The following is a 24,583-nucleotide window of genomic DNA, read 5'->3' on the forward strand; positions in this document are numbered from 1 at the left end:
CATTTGTCTATTAATATGCATAACCCTTATTCATCGCATTTGCAATAGCGCTCTCTAACCACTTGCTGTCAATTTTTTTCGAATTATCATTTACGTTAATACTCGTGTTCATTTTGACATTCGACATTGCCATGATTTCATTGTTTATCATCGCTGCTAGATTATTATGATTCATTCTCTTACTAGCTGATGCCTTTACAGAGATGTTAATGTACTCACCATTTTGATTAGGTGTTATACGGGCCGTAGGGGACCCTAAAGTTTCAGGTGCTACTGGTGCCATCTCTTGCAGGCCTTCTGGTGTTGGTGTACCTTTCATTAGAGCGCTTGTCGCCCATAATTCATCAAATCCTATAGTCCCCATCCCAGCTAAACTTGTAGCACTTCCACTGAATACTTTCTTACCAACAGTCGCAATATCTAATAGTGATTCATTCATCCCATTATGCATTGTATGATGAAGTGGCATTGCTTTATTCAAGAAAAATTCTGGCTCAACAGCTATTCTTTTATCCATTACTTCTTCTACGTTTTGACCTGAACCTTCTGCCTCATCGAATGGCTCTTTTTTTGATTTTGTCATCTTCATAAACTCTGCAGATATCCTCATACTTGTATTATCTATACTGCCAATTGTAGAAAAGATAGCACGAGCTAGAATTGATTTTTCTTGTTCGGCTTTACCAACCCCAGATTCATCATTCTTAGCTGTTCTCCAGTCATTATATACACCCGTACCTTTACGATTTTTTTCGTATGCTCCAGCACCATATAAATTTCCAAGAGTGAGGTTCTCAGCACTATTTTCTGAGAAGAATGCTTCAGAAGCATTGATTACATCAACTGCTAATTTGTTATTTTCCTTATCAGAATCACGCAATCTTATGATCTCATTCACCACAGTATTTCTTTGTTTCTCATCATTTATTCCAGAAGGAGTTAAAAACACCGCTAAGTTATCTCCACTAAAATTCCCAGAAATATGCTTAACCCTACTCGTTTTTGAAGTTGAATCACTAAAATTTGCAATAAGTTGAGAAATTTCTCTATTAATTTCCGTTTCTAGAACTCCACGTCGCGTCACTGTATCGCTTGCGGAAAACTTATCTGTTGTAAACAAGTCATTGTACTCTTCTGTTTTTCTAATAATAGAAGTATAGTAGCCTTTTAATGTATCAAGGAATTCTGTTTTCTCAACAAAATTAACATTACCAGGTAGTTTCATTGAGTTAATATCCAAAAGAGGAATGTATTGATTTACTGCAAATTCTGGAAGCTTCAAGTATGCCGTTCCTTTTGTTCTAAGTAAGTGTTCTTGGATTTTCTTACCTTTAACATCAGGATCTAAATTAAATTCCATCAATCCAGCGTTAATAACAGTTTTTCTGTAATCCTCAACATTGAAAGGTTGGGTATAATCAAACTTTTGTGGAATTGCTTCAAATGAATCCTTACTTACATGAAGTACACCATCTTTCATCTTTGCATTTACATCAGTCATTAGCCTCGTACTATTAGGAGTGTAATCAATAACTACATCTCCTGTTTTAGGTTCCCAATTATTTTCATAGTTACCAACAAACTTAACCATTTCATTAAATACTTTTTGTTGTGCTTTAATTTCTGGCTTTACTTTAGAACTATAAACCATATCATGCATAAAGTTAGAATATATAGAGGATTCTCCCGGAACATATAACCCTGTTCGAAAATCAGAATCATCTAATACCCCAGGCTCTTTAACCGTGTTCTTACTATGATTAATTCCACCATGACGATCCCAAGCCTCATAGGCCATTGTGATGTCAGCAAATACTTCACGGTTAAGACCTAACTTCCTCATCCACTTAGATGAAAGCTCCTCACGTCCTTTATAGTCTAGCTGTTTTCCATTTAAACCAAAATTAGAATCCACTACATACTGGCCATCTTTATTAGTTGTTTTAATACCAAGCATTTGTTCAACATCCTTATAGAATGAAGATAACGCTCTTTCTTCAGTAGCATAGTCAGTAGTGATTTTCTTATTCATTACAGAACCACTGAATTGTTGACGAATTTGAGTATCGTAACCACGGATTAAGGCCGGTAAATCAGTAGAACCGTCCTTTTCCACTTGATGAGAAATCACCTGTTCTACCCCTTCTACGCCGTATAAATCACCCATAATATCACCAAGCATTGGGGTCATAGTAGCACGGAAACCACCCTCAGTTACCACTTTAAATCCATGTCCTGTTTCACGTTGTCTACCTAATACAAGCGATTTTTTATTGATGTCATCTACGTTGAAGCCAAGGATAGATACTGTATCACCTTTCTTAAAACGTTTTTTATCAATAATTTTATTTTTGATATTGTTAAGTTCATATTTTCCAAGAGTAAGATGATTTCTCTCATTGAACATAGAATTGATATCAATCTCTAATGGTTTATTAAAAGCGATTCCTTTCTCTTTCCATAAACCATTACCAAGACCTTGTTTTTCAGCTTCTTTTTCAATAGCTACCTCAATATAGTTGTTGAACATTACTTTTTCGGCGTTCATATTGATACGAACCTCATCCATTCCATCAAAAGCCTTCATTAACTTGTAATCCATAAATGCGTAACCTTCACTATTAGAAAGCATCCTTATGTCTAAAGACTCCTTCATTTGTCTTGCTTCTACAGGAGAGATTTGTTTTTTTAATTGAGCTGTGTCAATCATACTCTTATATTTCATAATAGTGTTAGCATCTTCCAGCTTTAATGCAATTTCTTCATTCGTCATATAACCAGTTTGCATTGTAATACCACGAACCTCATTTGCATCATCAAGAGCTTTGAATAAAGCTGATGAAATAAAACTATTTTTTGTACGGAACGATTGATTTTTACCCAAGTTACGTAACACTTTTGATGCAACTTTGTGGTCTACCTTTCGGTAATTGATTAGCTTATGTGGACTCTCTATTGTTTTAGCATAGTAGTTACCTAATGCCATGTAAGTACGAGCGTTTACATTTGTAGTCCCAACAAGCTCTTTTGAAGCTGACCGGTTATTAATCCCAACCAAACTTCCTTTTAGTCCAGAAGCACCTTTTGCAAAATCAAGAAGTTCTCCGGCAATAGCGTAATCTTTTGCCCTCTGTCCCATCGCTTCAAAGAATGTAATTCCTTTTTCAATTGCATTTTGAGCAATAATGTCGGCAGAAGCACTAATTCCTAATCGTTTAGAATTTGCACGATACCATGACTCTGCATATCCTGTGATATCCCATTTGCTTGAAAGGAATTCGTCACTCATAACCGATTTGCTATCAAACATTTCCCTATTATCAAAGTGTAATTTACGACTTGCATCAGTAGGCACTGAATTTATTTGTCTTCCAATACGGTAACGTAGCCCTTGTCTTATTTGAACAAATGCATTATTGCCACCTATACTTTCAGCTCTCTCAGACAGCTCTTTGGCTTTCTTAGAATAATCAAGAATCATATTAAGAGCATCTGTTACCGATGTACTATGATAAGCACCTTTTACACCAATACCAGAACGAATAACAGAAGCTTTTTGGTTTCCACCGTATTTCACCTTCATGTTCTTATCAAAGGATGGAAGCTCAATAGTTGCTAATCTAGGGTTTCGAACCAATTCTTCATATGTCTTTACTTTACTTAAATCCATAATAATCTTCTTACTAGCTAAGATAAGTATAGGATTACCACCGTCCATAAATCGAATTTGAGTGTTGAAGTATTCGCTGTAAGCTGACATGATTTTATCAACAAGTTCTTCGTACTTAGCAGCCATACCACTTGTCTTACTAATTACGTTTAGATCATTTATTCCATGTGTACCAAATTTTTTCTCAAATAATCTCTTAATACGGTTATCTTGCTCTTTTAAAAATTTCTTTAATGAACTATTACCGTTTAATAATTCGTTAGCATTTTTGTATGAACGAGCATTTTCAATACTTTCACGCATAACATTTGGTAGATGCTTCATCAAACCTTTAATTGCAGTTACACGGCTATCTGTCATCTGATTGGTTACTTCACGAACAAAATTGTCTGTACCCATGTTTTCTATCTTTTCACGAACGAGGTTTGACATCTCAATCAGAGCTATTTCAGTTTTATTTCCCGACATAACTTCCTTCTTCATCTGATTCACAAGATATTTCACATCATTAGAGGCTTTTCTATCTTGTGAAATTTTGAAATTATTAATGATTATTTTTTGCAATTCATCAATACGAGCTAACTTATATGACTTTTCCAGATCCCCAATACAATTCCCTCTTCTGTCGTTAATATAAGAACTGAAAGAAGCTTTAATTGAATTCGTGTCTTTTGCATTAAATATTGTATTGTCTTCTTTATCAAAATTAAAATTAAAAAATTTATTTCCTTTAGCAGTTACTTGAGCTTTATTATCTCCTTTCTCATCTAACTTATTTTTAATGTGGCGCAGTGCAATTAACTTCTGTTCGTCATTTAATCCTGAATCTTTGAGAGTACTAATAGCTGTTCTCCAGACATCTCTTTCTCCCTCTAATCGTGCGACCATATAAGGGAATTTCATAGCTAATTCTTCTGTCCCACCATTTTTGATAATGTGTAATCTCCAGTCAAAATCTTCTTCAACACTACCTGCTTTATCTAGATAGTGATAGTACTCCTTCATTTTTTTCCATCCATTAGTGTCGAACATTCGTTCATATTCACGAAAAGAAGCGTCATATTTTATCTTTAAGTCACGCAAATTTCTAGAAATTGCATCATCCATTGGCATGAAAGAACTATGAATTTGCTGTGCTAATCCCTCCTGCGTTTCGGACATTAATAAAAGGACTTTCCCCTTTATATCTTTAGAATCAAGCCTTACGCCAAAACCTTTTTTATCTGCACCTGTTAACGCTACACCTTTGAGGAATTCTTGAATTACGAAGGTTTCATTTGAAGGGAGTAATGTCTTTAAATTTTCTAACCGAGGTACTATGCTTTCCTTATTTTCACCAATTTCACCCACAAGATTGTATTTGTGTTTATCTTTGTCAAAGTAACCTCTTTGATAAGAAAATAATTCCTTACCTATTTCTAGAGTATTTTTCTTTATTGCTGATGAAGAAAAATCATAAGTAGCAGACTTTTCTGCTCCCTCAATAAATGATTTGATTTTTTTGTGAGTAAACCCAGCAATATCAATATTTGCTTGAATATCATTTTTTGCTAAATGATATAGATATGAAGGGCTTTTCCCTTCAATTGCTACTTTACCCGCTTTAATTTTCCTTTTCGCTAAAATAGCTTGGTAAATATGTTCTTGACGTAAACTAGCACCAGTTAATGAATATGGATTTTCAACTGTTGCAGAGTATCCATGAAAAAAGTCTAGTGAACTTTTCGCTGCATCTGCAAAGAATTTTTTTGTACTTGTGTCCTTTATTATTCCAAGAATGGCTGGTAAATCGTAGTGATGGATATTATATCCTCCTAATTTTGCATTACTAGATATAATATAGCCTTGAAAAATAGATAAGGCATCTTCAAGTTTTGTCCCTTTATGAAACAGGTTATTAAGACCACGTTCAATTACTTCTATTGTATTTCTTGTAAAAGCCGTGTCTGTAGGAAGAACACGTGAATGCCCTAATAGAGACATATAGGATTTCCCATTACTTGTTGCACGCTTAAATTTACTTTCATCAGAATATTTAGTTAGATCCAGTAATATACGATGTATGTCTTGTGAAACTGACATGATCGGATTTTGCTTTAATTTATTAATTTGCTGTTTTAATTGGGAATACGCATCCTTTTCAGGAGCGACTGCCATTGAAAGAATAGCCCCGTTCTTTTTAACAAAGTCTTTTCCATTAAACTTAGTTCCACCAAAAGATAACCCAGTCATAGCAAATAGGTCTAATCCTTTACTACTTCTCATGTGTTCAGGCGTTCCAATTGCTTCTATATCAAAGAATACTACATTGTCTTCATTTTTTAATTTTATAAAAGGGTCTAATGCTTGTTGAGCATTTACATTAAAACTATTTGGAGTACGAGCCAACTCCCAAATACCTAACGAACTTATACGATTATCTTTCGTTAATTCATTATATGTTTGAGCTATTGCACTTTGTCTGTATTTAAACGCTGCACGTTCAGTTTGATTTTCTATTCTAATTTCACCAAAATCTTCTGCTGATTCATAATCGGGTATTAACACCCTGTTTTTAATAGGCACTCTTTTAATATCTTCCATAATACCCTCCTAATAAATAACGGCGCTCGTCTAAAAAGACTGAACGCCGCTTAATGTATTCTAGAATAATGAGGAATGTACTCCCGCATTAAGACCATCTAAAATTTCATTTTTCACATCTTTCATGATGTCGATGGAAGTATTGATTCCACCTGGTCCTTCACCATAAGAAGTAGTTAATTGAACATCTACATCTGATAGTCCCATTCCTAATAACACATCACGCAAGCGACCGATATTAATCAAACTACTTAAAGAGTGTATTGGAATTACTTTTTCTCCTGTTTTTTCCGCTCTAGTTTGATTCTTACTCCAATCACCAGAAGTAATTGGATTTCCCCCCTTCTTCTGCATAACCTTGATTTTTATACCATCAAGATTTGTGCTTGCGTTCCATCCAGTCCAATTTTCAGTTGGTAGATAATGAGTATTAAAATAATCTTCAATGCCTTCTTGTTTATCTACTTTAAGCCCCCAACTGTCCTGTAAAATTCCTTTTGTGTCTTCAGGAACATATCCTAGAATCTCTTGACCTTCTTTACTGCTATTCGTCTCAAAGAATCGAGGAATATATTTTTGCCCTTTTGGTGTTAAGGCTCCCATTAACGATGTGCCATCAGAGTCTTCAGTCTCACCCATGCTATAAAAAATACCTTTATATTCTTGTCGAGACTTTATAGCCAAGGGTAGGTACTTACCTGCTTGATTAGTTTCTTTTGTAGACGAAATATCTTCTAGTCCATCGAAAAGTTCATTAATTTGTGATTTAACGGCTTCGGTGTCACCATAACCCATTTTTTTAGCCCAGGACAATGTTTTCTTCTTATCTGTTGAGTAGCCTTTTAATCCTTTGTTTTTTCGTTCTTTTCCATCTGTATCATCAAAGAACGCTTCTAAACTTGCACTTCCTTTACTTTGAACAAATTTACTAGTTTTATCTAAAATATCAAAATACTGGTTAATTTCTCGTTCGCCTTCACGCACTTGAGGAACAAAAACATTATTTAGTCGAGAAATAATTCTTCGTGCACCGATATTTGTGATTTCCTCGCCAGTAATAACTTGATTTTGAGAAACAACCGTATTACCTTCGTATAGCTGGGGCCAAAGTCTCCAATCTGAATCGTATACTTGGTCTCTCTTATAACTTTCAATGGATGTACGTTTCTGTAAGAACATATCGGCTATTTTTCCGGTGAAAGGTATTTTAGGAAGAATATCATGCGTTACCATTTCAATATATTTCCCATCAGCTACCGAGGCGTATGTATTATTCATTCGAGCAACAAAATCTCTAGTAAAACCAATTTTATCTTTCTCACCGAATTTAAAATACTGTGCCATCCAATCAATAACACCTTGGTTATCTTCCTGAGTTAATTTAACTGAAGTGTCAAACTCTTGAACCATAAACATATGTGTATCGATACTTTTAGGAACTGTTCCATTTTTTTCTCGAATTTCAACATTTGAGAACTTCTTATTGTTCCAATGATATGTACCTTGATTATCGTAAATCAGCCTTGTAATCTCATCAGAACCTGTTCCATCCAAATGATACTTATCAGGTGTTTCATGTGCTTTACCAAAAAGTTTTATTTCATCCTTCTGTATTTGATCATTAAGCGATGAGTCTGGTGATTCACCTATACTAGGCAAATCATCAAACATCTTATTTAGGATTCGCGAAGAATAAACTTTGTTAGAACCACGAGAAACATAACGCCGACCAATACCTGATAAGGTACTACCATGATTCCCAACTAAAAAATCTTGATGTGGCGAAGTCCTTAATATTGATGATACAAGTGTTTCCCCACGTCCGGAATCTTCGCATCCAACTCCTGTTTTCGTTAAGAAACCAAAGATATCATCTAACTTTGAAGCACTATAAAATTTCTCTTTAAAAAAATCTGATAACTCATCAATTCGACTAATATCGTCAATAACTTGAGTTGATTTTTTTCCGTTTGCTAAAGTATCTCTATTAATATGACTTCCCGCTAACCTTTCTTTCGAAACAGCTAGCCCTTGCCCAACTAGGGGTGATACCGCGTCGATAGTATTTATTTTTGTATTAAATGTTAGATCACATTCATCATCAATGGCTCCAGAACTCTTTAAGTCGTTAATATTAATCTCTGATGCAATTGCTTTTCCAACTTTACTTATGCTACTATCTGAAACTAATTTAGTACTAATAAAACTAACTTTATCTTTATCATTATTTATAACATCTTCAAGGAATACCCTTGCTTCACGAGGCCTTGCATCAATAGTATGAATATTGTCACAACCCAGAAACTCGTTTAATGTTTCTAACCCCTTTATATTCTTTATATCTAATTCAGATAAAATCCCCTTATTTTTTGCAAACTTCTTCACGACATCCGGTGTAAAAACTCCAGTTTCATTATCTAATGCTCTTAAATCGAATTGATGGAATGAACGTCTAAGTTTTTCAATTGCAGAGATACGTACTACGTCGTCATCAAATGTCGGAATCATGAATTCCATTAAGGTTGATAAACTTTTATCCACTGCTGGTTCATTTAAAGATATAAATCCCTTAGAGGGATTTATATACTTCCATGTCCCTCTTACTAATTTTCCAACAGAATTATCCTCGTAAAGTTGCGAGGCATCTCTATCCGTTACCTCTTCTTTATACCCAGAACGAGCATAAGACTTATCCATACGCGAGAACGCACCGAATTGTAATGGTGTTTCAATTAAATCTCCTATGCCAGATTCTGTATAACGAAAAACATTTCCACTAGTATAAAAATGGCCATTATTATTTAATGGATTACGAATATCCTCTTCTTGATTCGTTTTAGTTACACTATCAAATCCTTTATCGCCTAAGTTGCTTGCGAATTTATGAACTTGTCCTGAATCTAATACCTGTAATTCTTCTTTAGATAGACTAGAGTAAAAAGCTTGCCAAGATGTTAGATCCGTCGAATTAGTAATAAATGATGGAGCTTCAACACGTTCCTGGAAAGAATCTATTGCACTAATAGCACCAGCTTTTAAATACCTGTTTTCAATCATTTCACCTGTTTTAGCATGCGTGTATAAATTACTATCAAGAATTATATTTTCAAAGTCGAAAGATATTCCCTTTTTATCTAACAATATATTTAAATCGTTATTGTATTTATTGTTATTTAAGAAATTTCGTAACTTTGCAGTAACATCAATAGATTTTTCATTTCCTTTTTCATCAATGTCATTAATGATTAACCCATACCTACGCTTAGTAGCTATATCAAATTTTTCAGCATCTTTTAATGTAGTGTAATTAAAGCCTGTTTTCTTTAAATAAGTCATTAATGTGTTGGTCTGATTAATTGCATCTTTGATAAATTCGTAAGCATACGCGGTTTCAATTGCCTTAGCTTGGGGTAGTATTGTACCTTTATTTTCTTCAAATATTTTTTTAATATCCTTGTACCACCCAAGAGTTTGAAGCATTTGCTTTTGAAATACATTTCGTTGCGTATCACCTAGGAATTTAACTTTATGAGCATATTTTCCATTTTCCAGTTGCTTTATAAAATCATTAATGTAATCGCCAGGACTATTGAAAATATCTTTATTCTGATTGTAGTATTGGATAAGGGCTTTGAGGATCTTGTCCCCACCATTGTTTTTAATAGAAGATAGTTTTTGAAGTTTTTCAAGAATTTTATTTTGACGGAATAATTGAGTAGCTTCGTATTCAAATTTGTTAAAACCCCACATATTTCTTTTGTGGAATTCGTTATAATAACGAGTAGTGTATTCCATATTCTTTTGACTTAGACGCTTATTAAGTATCTGCTTCTTTTTAATATTTCTACGGATATAATTTTCTAATTTTTTATACATCTTCTCCTGTATATAACCATCAAAACCACCGCGTAACTTTCTACTAACATAAGCAGTTTTACCAAGACCATTAGATTTCCTCTGCATAAATGCTCCTGCATCGGATACAGTACTGTATTTATAATTATCTTTACTTAACGCAACACTACCTGTAACTGCTACGTTACTAGATAAATGAGATACGGACTTACCTATCATAGAAAAATCGCGATATTCCATTACCCCTTCCCCTATAAAAGAACTTGTTTTGGCTATATTTCTAAGCACATGATTTTTCTCTTTCTCTTCACCCATATAACGTTTATCGACCATACGTCTTCACCACCTTACGGCTACTGTTGTTGAGTTTCTTCTTCACCCAATAATTTTAATCCTCGTATATTTTCTAATAACCATTTAGCTTTCACATAATACTCTGCTGTTTTAGCCATTGTCCATGATTCAATTTCGCTTAATGGGATATCTTGGAATGCTTCTTTTATTACTAATGGAAGTTGATTTTCTACTTCTTCCATATGTTTTTCCCATCTAGCTATCATAATTTTAACTTTTTGAGCTTTTGTGTAACCTGACTCCTCTAAGATAGAAAGACAGAGAATTTCTGGAACACCTGCAAAAATATCTAACGAGTAATCTTCAATAATTGGCTCTATAACGCAAGTTTTACATATATACTCAGTTCTTTCAAAGTCATCATTGTATACTTCCTGTGCAATTTTCAATTCTTCTTTGCTTAATGCACGGAAGAAAAATATGACATCGTTTATTTCTTGCATAAAGATATGCCCATATTTCTCATGCCAAATACGTAATTGCTCCTTGAAACCTACCTCTTCTTCATATGTTTCAAATTCAATAGGTAATTCTTTTACCTTGTCATCTAATAAATTAGGATCGATTAGCATGTTTTTTCCTCCCTACAATAAAAATAGGAGGCGATAATACGCCTCCTTCGCTCTTAGCTTAAGCGCATTGCGCCTGTTTTTGCTGCGAACCCTGACTTCTCTAGTACCAATTCGTGTAATAGTGTCGGGATACCAGCTTTACCATTTGTCATTTGCATGAAACCATAGTTAGCAGGGAAAAGAACTGCTTTTTCGCAGATACGCTCTTCTTTATAGAAATTATCTGCATTTGGAATTTTAGCAATATCTTTGTATTCTTTACGCTTAATTGGTCGCCATACAAAAATGTTTTCCTCATCAAACTCAGTTAAGTATACTTCTCCTGCATACATAGACTTCCATTTTTCAAGTTCGTTATAAGTCGGGCCACCTGGGAAGATTTCTTGTTCTGCTTTTGAAACGTCATCTTCATCGAATTTGTCTCCTACTTTAACAACCGAAGTTTCTTCTTGAGTACCCTCCATTAAAGCTTCTTCTTTTTTAATATGTTTTGTCATTATACTTCCTCCTCTTTCTCTCGTTAATATAAAAATTTAAAAGTTAAAATCATTTAGTCATATAAATCCCATAATTAAAATTAGTACGCTTTTTGCACATTCCCCGAGATATCTTTTGCTATAAAAGTATATACTTCAGAAATAGGGTTCCCAGACGGATTTACTCTTTGAGAAACACCTGTTAATTGCACTCCAACTATTGTTTGAACGGTCTTGTAGCTTCCAGTCCCTCTAACAGCACAAGGATTATTTCCATAAGTTAGTAAGATATTAAAACCATGTTCTTTCAAATTCCTATTTTTTTCATTTTCATTTGTGCTATAAAAGAATGTATCAGTTCTACGGCTATCTATTAACTTTGAAGAGTTAGAGTTTGTTCCCCATAGTGCATTTTCATAATCATCTGCTAATGCTTGAAAATTACCTATAAGGTCTTCAACCTTTGTATTTTTATGGGCACTTTGACCATTTTCACCATTAAATTCTGCTAGGCTAAACCACTCATTTTCCTCTGTCATTTCAGAACTTAAACTATTAAGTACCGTTTGTAAATAACCAGCTTCTTTGAAGTTAATAGAAAAAGAACCTTGAACCAACCTGTTCCCTCTAGCTACCTTATCCCAGGTATAAGAAGCATATCCGAAGATTGGTGCTAATTGTTCCTGCATTGTCCATTCTATTTCTACAATTTCATCTATCCAGTTATCTCCAAAGTAAATTCGGATATCTGTTCCTGAGTAATAATTTGCATAACCTCTTTTAGATTTACCTGCCGGTGTATAAGCCCCATTACTCATATCTCTTACCACCCTTCATCAAAAACATCTGGTTTCATTGTTTCGATATCTAGAGCAATGAATTCCATTGTATTTTCTGTAATCATGTCTTCAACTGACATTGTTTGACCTTCTGAAATAAGGTTAACTCCATATATCACCAATTTAGAAGATTGCCCATATTCATTCATAAAGTTAATTGTTATATCAAATGGTGGTAGCTCGTCACTTTTATTGATAGGACAACTGTTCCCATTCACATTATGATCTTTCATAATTTCGTATAATACATGGCGGTCAAACACCGTAAAGATTAAGCTTCCTGCTACTGTTCTTGCACCACGGACAACACCTTTAGCTGCAATTTGTCCTAAAGCAAATACTGGAGCTGTCGGTCTATAAACAGAATAAGAGATTGTTTGCAATTGACCTAGCACTACAGATTTACCACCTTCAGGGGTTACAACAGCAACAATATCTGTACCAGCAAAACTCGTATAAGTCTTCTGATATCTACTACTCATGAAGACACCTGCCTTTCTATTTTTCTATAAATAGAACATAACCACTCGATAATATTTTTGCTACCAAATACAAAAAGAGATGCCGAAGCACCTCTTTAAGTTTTTATTATTCTACTTCCCAATCATCTTGTGGACGCATTTCAACAATATTACGAGCAATGAAAGTACAAGCTTTTTCTGTAGTGTTGTCATCTACACTTAAGCCCATTCCTTCGTTAAGAATCTCTACACCGTAGATTTCCATTTTACTAGCTTGTCCATATTCGTTAAGGAAGTTGATTGTGATATCAAATGGAGGGATTTCGTCGATGAAGTTGGCTTTACGTTTTGTCTGCCATCCCTGAACTAAGTCATTACGCTGAGTTAAAGCTGCAGCATTTGCATCAGCATCTAATACCTGAGTAGAGCTACTAGCAAGTGCATCCGTTTGATTTAAGCCATGACGGTGAACAGCAGCTTGTTGCTTAAGATTAAATAGTGCATCACGGTCGAAGATAGTAAATACTAAACTTCCTGCAATACCACGTTTCGTTTACACCGTCTCTTTCGAGATATTTTAACTCTGTTTTACAGACGGACTAGACTATATCTTCAAGTTGATAACACACTTCTAAATACTTTTCTTTTTTCCTTTTTAAAAACATTTTTTAAAACACTAAGCCATCATGGTGTTGTAAAAATTTTAATTTTTTGCTTGGGAGTTCTGTTTCAATCGGTTATCCGGACAAAGGATATCTCTTACATCTGAGGCTTGCATTTCTGCAATATACCAGTATTCTGGTGAATTGATGTTTTTAATAAGGTTATTTTTGTAATTATATTTTGATGTGAATTCGCCCATTAAAGCATTGTCATCTTACATGGACGTTCAACTTGCTCCGCACTAATAAGTCTCATTACCATTTCAGGTAGTACACTCTAGTCGTTGAACCTTCTCCATCCTTTCGGAACAGGAGCTTGGCTGCTGATTGCCCATTATTTTCTACGCCATAAATTTTTCAATTCATAACATGAATATAAATATCTTTTGTTTTTTTAACATTCACGCTTACCATTTCTAGTTACGTTGTAGTAACAAAAGCTTTAGGGGTTTCCAGCAGTTCACGGAGTTTGTCATTCTATGTCACCATAGAAAGGTGGCTACATCTCAACCACGAGAGAAAGATTTTGGGTTTGGATCACCCATTACATACACAGGTCCTTTTTCACGAGTAACTGAGTAAGTAATAGCTTGTAATTGGCCAACTACCTGTCCATTAAATGTACATACGATGTCAGAGCCACCGTAAGTAGTGAAAGTTTTACTATAGCGAGAAGCTGTTGTACTCATAGGTTAATAACCTCCTGTTATTCTTTTATATAAGAGAGGGGCATTTGATCCCCTCTTCTCATTAATAGTTCTTACTGGCTAAGTCCTTGTAGCATATACTCAGGAGGAGTTAAGTTAACTTGAACTTGTACACGACGTAATTCAAATGCCGGGATAATTTCTAAAGTTACAGTTACCTCATCTAAGTATACTCCAAGGTTTTCAATTGAGAATTTGTATCCTTGAATAGCGCCTGCTTCGCGTATTTTCTCTAATGCAGACTTGATAGCAGTGTTCATTGCGTTGTATTGTGGCATTTCATTTGCTTCACCAATAAATGGTTCTACTGCTTCACGAACAACTTGGATAGCAAGCTGGGTAATACGAAGAGTAGATAAACGAGCAAAGTCACTTTCACGTACTTTTCCAGCCATTACAATAGATGGCGCAGTTGTGATTCCGTCTGTAACAACTAACTGATTTGAATCTTTTAAACGGAATGTAACGATTTTCTTACTAGTTAGTTTAGAAAGTTGGCGAAGAGAGTAATCAAAACGGATAGCTTTAACACCTTTGATAGGTTTATTTGTAGGTGCACTTTCTTTTCGAAGAGTTGAAAGTAGTGCAGCGTAGTGAGTCGCACCATTTACATAGTGGATTGAGTTTGTTGTTGGCATGATTACTCCCACTTCAGATCCCACTACTTGAAGATAAGGTGAGATTTCTGTATCAATCTTAGATAATTCTTCCACATATTTTCGGATTGTAGAAACCTTTGTATCTACTGGAGATTTAACTCCAATGTATCCAATCGCAGCTGATTTCATTAAAGTTTTCATTGAACAATAATCAGCAACTGTTTGAGCGAATGAGCCACGGTGAATTACACCAAAGCTTGTTTTCTTCCATGTTGCTACTTGCTTATCTAATTGAAGACCAGCCGCTGTTGTACCAGCTTGGATAGAAGCAGGAGCATCGAAGTAAAGGACAATTTTACCACTGTCTTCTCTCACATTAACTTTAATACCAGTTGCATCTTCATCGATAACAGCCTTCAAGTCTTTTACCAAGTCAGCTATTGTTAATGAACTACCATTGTAAGTTTTAGCAGGAAGCGTAAACGTTACATCTTTGCCATCAACCTTTACTACTAGCGTATCGCTTGTACCAGTTTTGATTTCTACTGGGTAATTAATAGCGTGAGACTCCATTACATAAGAAGAAGTAACCATTCCACTAATATAAGGGAAATCTTCAGAGTTTGGAACTTCAGGGAAAAACTCACCAACTAAGTTAGTAGCTTCGTCCTCAAGTGTAACCCCTTTAAGAACTACGTGATCCACAGTGAAATCAAGTAGGTCACTCATTAGCATGTCGTAGAAATAGATGAATTTTCGGCGCATACGAACAGCTTCTGTAGAGCCAACTAAAACGTCTTTGAATTTAGCTTGGGCTTCTACTAGTTGGTTTCCTGCAGCCACATAGGCATCAATTGCATATTTCTCAAGTTCAGCAGCACGCTCTAAGCTGATTTCTTTAAGGGCTACTAAGTAAACCATTCTAGCTCCTGCATCAGTAGCAGCTTTCCATTCTGCAGCAATTGGGTTAACTTCTCCTGCAACATAGAAGTCACCGAATCCAGCTTGTACAAGTTCAGTTGAACTACGAATTAATACTGGTTCTTCAGGAGCATCTTTCGCAAGAGATGGAGCAATGATTAGGATCGATTCTGATCCGCCTCGTTCTGGGACAATTAAGCCACCATCTTTTAGTGTGACATTAATGCCAGGAAGATTTTCATAAAGCATAGGTTTGCCTCCTCTTTATTTTGTTATATTTGAAAAGCGACAAGCGCTATTCATCCAGTTGGATTTTTTTGTTTCTTAACGTTTTTGTGGTTTCCTGAAGTTTCTGTTCTACGACATCTATCACACGAAGGATATCTACAGGAACTTCTGTTAATTCTTCAAATTTAGCAAAATAAACAAGTCTACGAACCTTACTAGCATTACTTATATTTGCTTTTGATAAGTCTGTTTCCATCTTTACGAATTGAAGTTCTTTAAGCCCCTTCTCTTTAAGGAATCCCGTGAATGTTGCAAGCGTTTGACGAAACTCCTTTGTGAGCTTGTCTACTCGCGCATTGGTTTCTTCCCAAATCTCAAAAACAACTTCTGCATCAAATACCTGACCATAAACCTTAGTTGCAGGTGGTAGAGTTCCTTTAGGATCTTCATTAAAAGCAAGGTAACGTTGACGAGGTTTAATTTCTCTGATGCTTTTACCAATTAGTCCTGGTTGCATTAACCTAAGGTAATGAATGATAACTGGATATGCTACAGGCTTGTCAACTGTCACAGTTGGTTCTTCCGGGGTAAAGCTTCCCCACTGAGTTCCCCAAGCAGCATCTAGTAAATGCTTTATTGTCTTTGTCATGTCTTCATAGTCCATAGAACCATTTGCTTGGGTTGGCTTATTGATTTCTACTGCCATGAAACACTCACCTCACTTGACGAAATATAAGTAAAGGAAGTTCTAACCGTTTCAATCTCACCATATAACTCAAATGAAATAGATAGAGTAAGATTTTCTTGATCATAATGTAAGACTTCCATTTTTATATCTCTGTAGATTGGATGATCTTCTGCAAGACTATCAATGAAGGCATCAACTTGCGTAATGATAGATTGAAGTAATACGAAGCTTAATGGTTCCCCAATGTATTGATTAAAGAATCCAGCAATTCGATTAACATCGTAACCTATACTCCGGAGATAATGAGGTTTTGAATAAAATTTGTTTTGAGGGTAAAGATTTCTTGAGGAATAAGGAACAAATCCTTTTTTAATTGATGGTACTATACATATATAACCACTACTTGTTAATTTAGCAACTTCCACCTTTTTGAGTTCTCTATTTTGTAATGTATTTATGTTTAGTAGTTGTTTATTTGTAGCTGAATTATAGAAATTCGGCAGTTTATATCGCATACAAGCATAATTTGCTGCAACTGGCATAGAGGAATATTTAGGGTTCTCAGAGTTTTGTATACCAACTACAACTTCTATGTGCTCTAAATGACGATGTTCTTCCGTATTAATAGAGGCTTTTTCTACAAGTGATTGCACTTGAGTCTCGTATGTATCTTCTCCTGTTACCGTAAAACGACTTTTAGAGAATAGATCAGAGCATAAAACAACTGAGCAGAAAATAGATTGTTCATTTGTCTTAGTCTTGGCAAATTCCCCGAATATAGAGGATAGCTGCCCAGGTGCTTTCTCGTAAGGTATATCTGTAAATAGGAGTGTATCTACTTGAAAACTACTTAATTCTCCTGTAAAGAAAACCTCACTTCCATCTTCAGCAATAAAACTATCTTTTAATAGCTGTAATTGCATTTGAATCTTATCTTCTGAGTCTGGATTGCTATGATTACTTACATAATGGAAGCCATCATCCGCTCCAGTAAATCTAACGTATTTCTCAGAAGTACATAATCCTTTTATTGGAATTTGATTAATAACTTCTACATCAACTTCTCCCGACCCAAAACAAAGATCTTGTTTGATAGCAAAAGCTAAGTCATCTACTCCTTTATAATCAGCAAATAGGTATGAATAACTAGTGTTTATGCCTTTAATAATCATATACGTTGGAAATAGGTGAATAGCTATGTTATTTGACTCATCTGTTGCTTCAAATGTTTTAAATCGGAAAACTGGAGTATTAAGTTCATCATGATTAACAACGCATTCTCCATGAGACCCATTTAACCGAAGGATTAGTGGGGTGATTCCGTATTTTTTTGCCATTCTTACGTTCTCCGTCAGGCGACAATCACCAAGAATATAAGATGGCTCTATGTTATCTCGAATAATAAAAGGTGTCCCTACTGGCCCATTTAAAGAAAAGCCCGCTAATACTAGAAAACGAGTATTCTTTTCCATATGAGAAGGGAAAATAAGTTGATTGTACGTATACATTCTTACCCCTCCATTAAAATATTGTATTGTTTAAAATCTTGTATTTCTGAAATGCAGATAGCACGCATCTTACTTCTTACAGATTCTACCTTAGTATAGTAGATTTTGTAGATAGTTTATTACTTTCCTAGATCTTAAGTATGACCCACATTTGTTATTTCCATATACCTTCATTTTCATAAGAAGGTTGTCCGCATTTATCCCAATCTGCTTCTACATTTAATTGTTTTACTAATTATTAAGTTTTGTTGCAAAAACACCTTCTACTTACTTTTAGTACATCCCAATGGTATGTTTTTCAACGATAAAAAAATAATTCATCTCGAGATAAACTGAACAATCTGGATTCACCTCTTAGGTCACTTTATTTTCTTTGTCTAATAGTCACCATATTCAAAAGGAATAGAGCCTCCTATAAGTTGGCCAGCGTTTTCTCATCTATCCTTATATGGATTAGGATGAAGTAAACCTCTTTTATAGATACTCTGATACCAAAGAATAACCTGCTCTTGCATTTTCCTTGTTTAATGTTTTATCGATTTTTTCTTTTCTTACTTCGTATTCAGACATATACATTGCATATACATCTTGTAGAAATGAGTCATACTGTTCTTGTACAAGACTTAATCCCCCGGCCATTTGATTTAGGAATGATTCCACACCAGGTGCCTTGCTTGGAGATTCCAAATGTTGCAATGAATCGTACATGTTTAGGTACATCGTATTTCGAAGTTCCAATGCCATTAATAATTCATCATGCGCACGCTTTTTACGAGAAAGATTGTTAATGTTTTTTAACACGTCTCGATATTGTTTCTTATCTTCAATTTGTTGATTAAGTTGTAACTTCAATGATAGCTGAGTTAATTTGAGCAAATCGGTAAGTTGTTCTTTTGTAGAAGCCTGATTTTCTAATAAATTCATAACCTCTTCACCATCAATCTCGCTACCTATAGCTAATCCAAATTTAATAGATTCAGAACAATCTTGTGAACCTATAAGAAGACCATCTATAAGAGAACTCACCTCATTAAGTGTCTTTTCTTTACGAACCACAACGTCATAAGGGCGCTTTGTTTTTGTATATTCCTCACTTATCTTGAAGAATTCAGGTGAACCGTACTGTGTTTTTAGGGCATCATAATATTTACGCTCGTTGTTCCTATAGAGGCTTGTAACTTGATCAAACCATTGTTTTTGCTTCTTAACTGCTTTTTCAATTTGCTCAGTAAAACCGTTATTCTTTTCTGGTGTCTTAGGAATATTTCCATCAAGATAATTCTTTAAAACAGTTTCTTTAAATAGGAAATATCCTTCCTCTACTATCGAATGCAACTCTTTTAGATCTTCATAAAATTCTAACTCTAAGCTGCCCTCCACATCTTCTGCGTACGAATGAACAATATCTTGAATAAGTGAATTTGCAGGTGCTTCTGGATTTTCAAATGTTTTCTGATATGTTTCAAAGTCAATGAAACCTTCGTCCCCTATATCTTGTTCAAAAAATGGTTGTGACTCATATACCTTCTCAAGTTCTTCTATAGAAATTGGAACTTGTAAGCCTTTCATTTTTTTCTCAATATATTCAATAAGTTCATTAATAAGCTCTAGTGTACCTACAAATTTATCATATTGTTTAGCTGGCTTTTCTTCCGGAATAAACGAACCATCTTCATCAAATTCCTTTTGATCTTCCTCTATGATTTCTTCTGTTGGTAAATTAACAGTAAAAGGTTTATTTGGTTCATACTTTACGCGTGGTCTGTATTCAATAATGGAACGCTCTAATTCGGTATCCAGTTCAACCTTTTTTCCTAATACTTCATCCATATTGTTGTCCTCCTTCGTATAAAAAAAGCAACAGGCCCACTGCGGATACCTATCGCCTTTATTACCATACTCCGCGGGAAGGCATATTCATATCGGAACCATGAATAACTCAATCCCAAACTTTGCAAGCTCTTTTTTAAATTAGGTGGGTTTGCTTTCTCTATTTGTTCTAAATCAATAGAACTAACTGAACGTTCCTGCTGTTTACACGAATTGATAGATATTTTCTTTACCTTCGTTATTTTCATAATGTTCGATATATTAATAAAAATTATAAATTTAGGGTATTTATTAACGAACACTAATAATCCGAACAATAATCCATTTAAAACATGTTCGTCTAAGTAAATGCGGACTTACCTGCTTTATAATCTCCTTAGCTGAATTACCTGATGTAAACTCCGCTTTAGAAATTTTAACACGGCTAATAAATTGAAATTTCCCAAATAATATATCTGTTTTCCAAAACTCTAGTCTTGTAAGACGAAAATCGTAAAGATAGTATTGAGTAACAAAGACTTATGTAACTGCTCAATTTTTATCCATTCAATATCTATAGCAACTGGACTATTATGAGTTAGTAATGTAGTGTAGTTGTAACCAATGCTTGCTGCTCCGTCAATATATTTTTATTAAACACTTAAAATTCAGCAAGTACCTCATGTTCATAAGCAACCCTAGTAAGGTAGTACGTCCTCAGATTCTAAACGTTTTTTATTCATTTTTACGTCTTTATGCATTTTCATTTAAGTCTATGTTTTGAGGAATGTCCCTCTTCGGCATATTGGAGTAAATAGGATGATAGATGCTTCTTAGATAATGATGAATATAGATTCAAAATTTTTATCACTCATTTAATCTACTTCTGTTATTTTCTTAAAAAACGCTACTATTTTATTATTTCCTCATGAACTGTTCATACTCTTACATGATGCGTGACTCTATCATCTCCCCTAGATATAGAAGAAGATCGTAATGCTCTGAATCAAGATAATTCAATCACCCGTATGGACTCAATTCTTGTTGACGCATTTCACATCCAATGGAATAGTCGTTGCACCTTGTTATTGATATTAGGAACGCATTCTATATAGCCTCAGATCAGGGGGTATTTCCATTTAAAAAATTAGAGTTTCCCTACGTTCACCACGTTACCAGCAGGAATGATTACCTGAAGGGGCGTTACAAAGTTGTTATATATCGTAAAGATGTTAGAAATCATAGTAACAACACTTACTCTTTTTTTCATTTGTGTATTCAATTTCTATCTATGCTAAACATTTGTACATGGACTAAATACAAGAATATCTTCAACTACTAAGTTATGAGTCTCTGGAACAAAGACATCATAAGTCTGTCTCTTACCATAAGGAATGATTTCTACTACTTCCTCCCATAATACATGAGAATCAATTAAGTAATGTAACATTGCAAATTGTAAATTCTCTGCATATTCACGAGCATTACTTAAAGAGATACCTTTTTCTGTACGATAGCGACGATTACCCTTTCCTACCACTTCAGCTTTCGTCATTCCTTTAACAATTCGTTCCTTTTCAATGTATTTCCATACTTCTTTAGGGAGTGTTGGTTCAGAAGGTTTCATTTTCAGTGCTCTTTGTTGGACTGCTTCATAATTACGCTCTGGTGTAGCTAAATGTTCGAGGAATAATAAAATAGAGGAACAGTGATAAACCATAAGATGGTAATAAACAGAACCGTTCATTTCTTTTTGAAGTAAATTCGTTTGGATACCAAAACGTAATAGTAAGTGTTTTAGGTCTAATGCAAATTTTCGACACTTAGTAGCATACCCAATTTCACTAATACGTCCGGCGCAAAACCAACCACCTGCAGAATACAGACTTCCTAAGAAGAACGCTAAGTGATCCCTATCCAACTCGTAAATAAACGAAGGGATTTTTTTTTCTTCTATCTCTCTATAAAACTCAAAACTTCTAAAGTCCATTAGATAGACTGTCGCCTTCTTATGAAGCTCATGATACGTTGTAATACCAATTGCCTCACAAGATTTCTGCAACGACTCACCAACACCTTCATAACGTATTTGGAAGCTAATGCTATTCTTATTTAAACGCCCAGCAGCGAGCATATATGCAAGAATTCGAAGTTTATTCTTCTCTACTTGTTTTGTGCCATACACAGTTAAAATCTTAGGTGTAGCAATTCTCTCTCCGATACGGAGTGCATCTACTTCTTTCCATCCATCGACTGTTAGTACTGGATGATTTCTTGTAAGGGTAACTCGTGCTCCATGTTTTGTTACAACAGCGAACGTATCTTGAACACCGTTATCTTCAATGGAAAAAGCTTTACTGTTCTTTAATCGATAGAACTCATTCAATGTTAATAATGGTGTAGCAATACCATCTAATTGGGACTGATAAAGCTCTCCTATCGACTTATATTCTCCCGTGTTAGGATTTATAATTCGTTGGTTTTCTTCTATACATTTGCCGGCACGCTCACCATAACGTAAACCTTCGCGATGATGTGACTGTCGAATAATTTGCTCTTGATACCAACTCGCGCTTACCCCTAGTTGGTGTTCTCCCCATTGAACAGGATCATGAATAATTTGGAGCATTTCACGTTCAAGATTAATAATTCCACTCATATTTCCAATCCTCTTCTCTAATATCTTCTAGATGTGTAGCAACTTAGTAAGGGCTTAATATTTTAGCTTCTCCACCAAGTGCACTTCTTGCATTCATCTTACTTCCTTGGATAGCCTGTACAGCTGCTTGTCTCATTGTTTGAGCCCCTCGCGTATCTACAAAATTCCCCCCAACTACGTTACTTGTTGCATATTGTGCTTTCCACCATTGTTCCTTTTGATGTTTAAATTCTTGTAGATCCCATAATTTTTTTTGCACCAAACCTGCAAAATTTATCGTTCCCATTGCATAAGGATTAGAAAAAGCTAATAAACTTTTAACAGATGCTTTAGCCACCGATGTACCTAAACTATCACCGCCATACAAACTCATTGCTGCAGTGTATCCAAAACCAGCACCACTTAGTAATGATCTTATTTTCATCTAGGTTACCCCCTTCTTTTATTGTGAAGGTCAAACACAATGCTTCCATCAACGTTTAAATTTTTTGGAACTCTTTCTTGTCCTACACCGTCATACATCATAATTTCTGGCGGCCCAATGTACTGATAATTATTCAGCGTAGCTCGTTTAAGAGGTTCCATTTGATATTCATAGCCAAACTTAGCTTGTTTAAAAGCAAGATACCCCCCTCCAGCCACCAAAACGTGTTTTGGGTTTAATTTTTTACCAGTGTATAGATTACGCCAGCTCTTTTCCTTATTTTTCGTATCGATGAAGGTACTTTTAATAATCTTTTTTGGAGCACTCTTAACACCATTCACAGCCATCGTTGAACCGATTTGTGTATTTAAAACACCTATTTCAGCTAATTTTTTGAGTGAATTTAAAATAGCCATTTTTCATCCTCCTATTTATTAGATTTAAAAATCTCTTTTGTTACTTGAGAAAATTTTTTTGATGTAATTCTTGATTTTATTGGATAGATATATCAATTTATTGCGATGTTTCTTGCTCTTGTATAAATTCTACATATTTGTCTAGTAGTAAATCCCCACATTTGCGTATGTACACGCATTTAATCATTAATTTCAAGCACTTGCTAAAGAACTTCGTATAGCACTCTTTTGTACTAAAATGCACTAGTCATCAATTTGTTTTACCATGTGCACCTACCTATTGAAGAGTACTTGTATTGCTCATTTTATAACCTCTACTAAAGAAGTGTTTTCCAATTTTTCTCCTCTAAAAATTTTCGACTAGTGGGTTTGTTGGATTATCTGCTCTTGCTTCTAGATGAATAAATTTTAGTTTTTTTATACCTACTTTTAAATTCTGAGTCCCATTATATTTGATGCCCAATTATTGGGATTCACATATCCAATAGTAGAAATACTTGAACAATTTGTTTTAGAACGCATAAACTTCTCTACATCAATTACTTTTTTTAAGGAGTTTATTAGTATTTTTCATGGTTCCTAACAAGTTATCTGCAATTGAAAACATACACTGCTCCACTCTAATTAAATTTAGCATTCCCCATCTTATGATGACCTGTTCTGGATTCAAAAAGATTAAATACGACATCTCCTTGATTTATGTTCCCATATAAATTTCTATTCTTCTCTCTTTGCTTCTTCATTTTTTTCCTAAGTTGAAATTCTTGTTCTCCTTTAATCTCTTCTGTATCATCATATCCTTCAATTCGGCGTCCTACATCTAAAATAGTAGCAGCAGTAACAGCATAATGTCCCTTACCCATAACAGTTTCAAGATTCTTTCCAGAAAATCGCATTCTACTTCCCTTATTAGCTTTCTTGGAAATTCCTTTTTCTTCATCAAAAATTTCACTTTTTACTAAACCTTGCACAGGTTGAGTTTGTATTAAGTGTTTCGCTCTATAGGCAAAACTACCAACTGCCCCCATTGCAACCTTTGACTTGTTCTTTTGTAGAAAACTAGATGTATCGTAAGTTTCAATTTCACGCTCTTTAGTAGCCATAGATAGTACCTACTTTCTGTGTATGATAAAAATGATTCAACTAAGCATT

The 24,583-nt window shown here is 34.7% G+C and carries 16 protein-coding genes; all 16 read right to left on the reverse strand.

Annotation, left to right across the window (positions count from 1 at the left end; translation table 11 throughout):
• Positions 1 to 10: 10 nt before the first annotated feature.
• Entirely contained in the window at positions 11 to 6,253 is a 6,243-nt protein-coding gene (locus DN401_RS23285; protein ID WP_149287962.1) for a hypothetical protein, read from the reverse strand.
• Positions 6,254 to 6,313: 60 nt separating this feature from the next.
• Positions 6,314 to 10,441, reverse strand: coding sequence for a hypothetical protein (locus DN401_RS23290; protein WP_149287963.1), 4,128 nt, complete (start codon positions 10,439 to 10,441; stop codon positions 6,314 to 6,316).
• A 20-nt stretch (positions 10,442 to 10,461) separates the two neighbouring features.
• A complete protein-coding gene (locus DN401_RS23295; protein ID WP_000904181.1) occupies positions 10,462 to 11,034 on the reverse strand; it encodes a hypothetical protein in 573 nt (190 codons plus the stop codon).
• Between the two features lie 53 nt (positions 11,035 to 11,087).
• Entirely contained in the window at positions 11,088 to 11,531 is a 444-nt protein-coding gene (locus DN401_RS23300; protein WP_000160472.1) for a hypothetical protein, read from the reverse strand.
• 80 nt (positions 11,532 to 11,611) lie between these two features.
• A complete protein-coding gene (locus DN401_RS23305) occupies positions 11,612 to 12,328 on the reverse strand; it encodes a hypothetical protein (RefSeq protein ID WP_149287964.1) in 717 nt (238 codons plus the stop codon).
• A gap of 5 nt (positions 12,329 to 12,333) precedes the next feature.
• Positions 12,334 to 12,831 (reverse strand): hypothetical protein, encoded by a 498-nt coding sequence (locus DN401_RS23310; RefSeq protein ID WP_000098836.1) that lies wholly within the window; start codon positions 12,829 to 12,831, stop codon positions 12,334 to 12,336.
• Positions 12,832 to 12,937: 106 nt separating this feature from the next.
• Positions 12,938 to 13,075, reverse strand: coding sequence for a hypothetical protein (locus tag DN401_RS29940; protein ID WP_000409223.1), 138 nt, complete (start codon positions 13,073 to 13,075; stop codon positions 12,938 to 12,940).
• Between the two features lie 903 nt (positions 13,076 to 13,978).
• Entirely contained in the window at positions 13,979 to 14,161 is a 183-nt protein-coding gene (locus tag DN401_RS23315) for a hypothetical protein (RefSeq protein ID WP_000108095.1), read from the reverse strand.
• 71 nt (positions 14,162 to 14,232) lie between these two features.
• Positions 14,233 to 15,948, reverse strand: a complete 1,716-nt coding sequence (locus DN401_RS23320; protein WP_000965155.1) for a hypothetical protein — start codon at positions 15,946 to 15,948, stop codon at positions 14,233 to 14,235.
• Between the two features lie 46 nt (positions 15,949 to 15,994).
• Positions 15,995 to 16,633: a hypothetical protein gene (locus tag DN401_RS23325; RefSeq protein ID WP_086401388.1), complete on the reverse strand. Its 639-nt coding sequence runs from the start codon at positions 16,631 to 16,633 to the stop codon at positions 15,995 to 15,997.
• Positions 16,624 to 18,123: a hypothetical protein gene (locus tag DN401_RS23330; RefSeq protein ID WP_149287965.1), complete on the reverse strand. Its 1,500-nt coding sequence runs from the start codon at positions 18,121 to 18,123 to the stop codon at positions 16,624 to 16,626. The genes DN401_RS23325 and DN401_RS23330 overlap by 10 nt, the downstream gene beginning before the upstream one ends.
• Positions 18,124 to 18,597: 474 nt before the next feature.
• Complete coding sequence (locus DN401_RS23335) at positions 18,598 to 19,953, reverse strand: hypothetical protein (RefSeq protein WP_149287966.1); 1,356 nt, start codon at positions 19,951 to 19,953, stop codon at positions 18,598 to 18,600.
• A 1,273-nt stretch (positions 19,954 to 21,226) separates the two neighbouring features.
• On the reverse strand, positions 21,227 to 22,591 hold the full coding sequence (locus DN401_RS23340; RefSeq protein ID WP_149287967.1) for an LAGLIDADG family homing endonuclease: 1,365 nt from the start codon (positions 22,589 to 22,591) through the stop codon (positions 21,227 to 21,229).
• 43 nt (positions 22,592 to 22,634) lie between these two features.
• Positions 22,635 to 23,015, reverse strand: a complete 381-nt coding sequence (locus DN401_RS23345; RefSeq protein WP_149287968.1) for a hypothetical protein — start codon at positions 23,013 to 23,015, stop codon at positions 22,635 to 22,637.
• 5 nt (positions 23,016 to 23,020) lie between these two features.
• The gene (locus DN401_RS23350) at positions 23,021 to 23,431 is read right to left on the reverse strand and encodes a hypothetical protein (protein ID WP_149287969.1); all 411 of its coding nucleotides are present in this window, start codon (positions 23,429 to 23,431) and stop codon (positions 23,021 to 23,023) included.
• A gap of 620 nt (positions 23,432 to 24,051) precedes the next feature.
• Positions 24,052 to 24,534, reverse strand: coding sequence for a hypothetical protein (locus DN401_RS23355; protein WP_149287970.1), 483 nt, complete (start codon positions 24,532 to 24,534; stop codon positions 24,052 to 24,054).
• Positions 24,535 to 24,583: the final 49 nt, after the last annotated feature.

Origin of the sequence: Bacillus sp. BF2-3 (assembly GCF_008368795.1) — a bacterium.
Taxonomy (GTDB): Bacteria; Bacillota; Bacilli; order Bacillales; family Bacillaceae_G; genus Bacillus_A; species Bacillus_A cereus.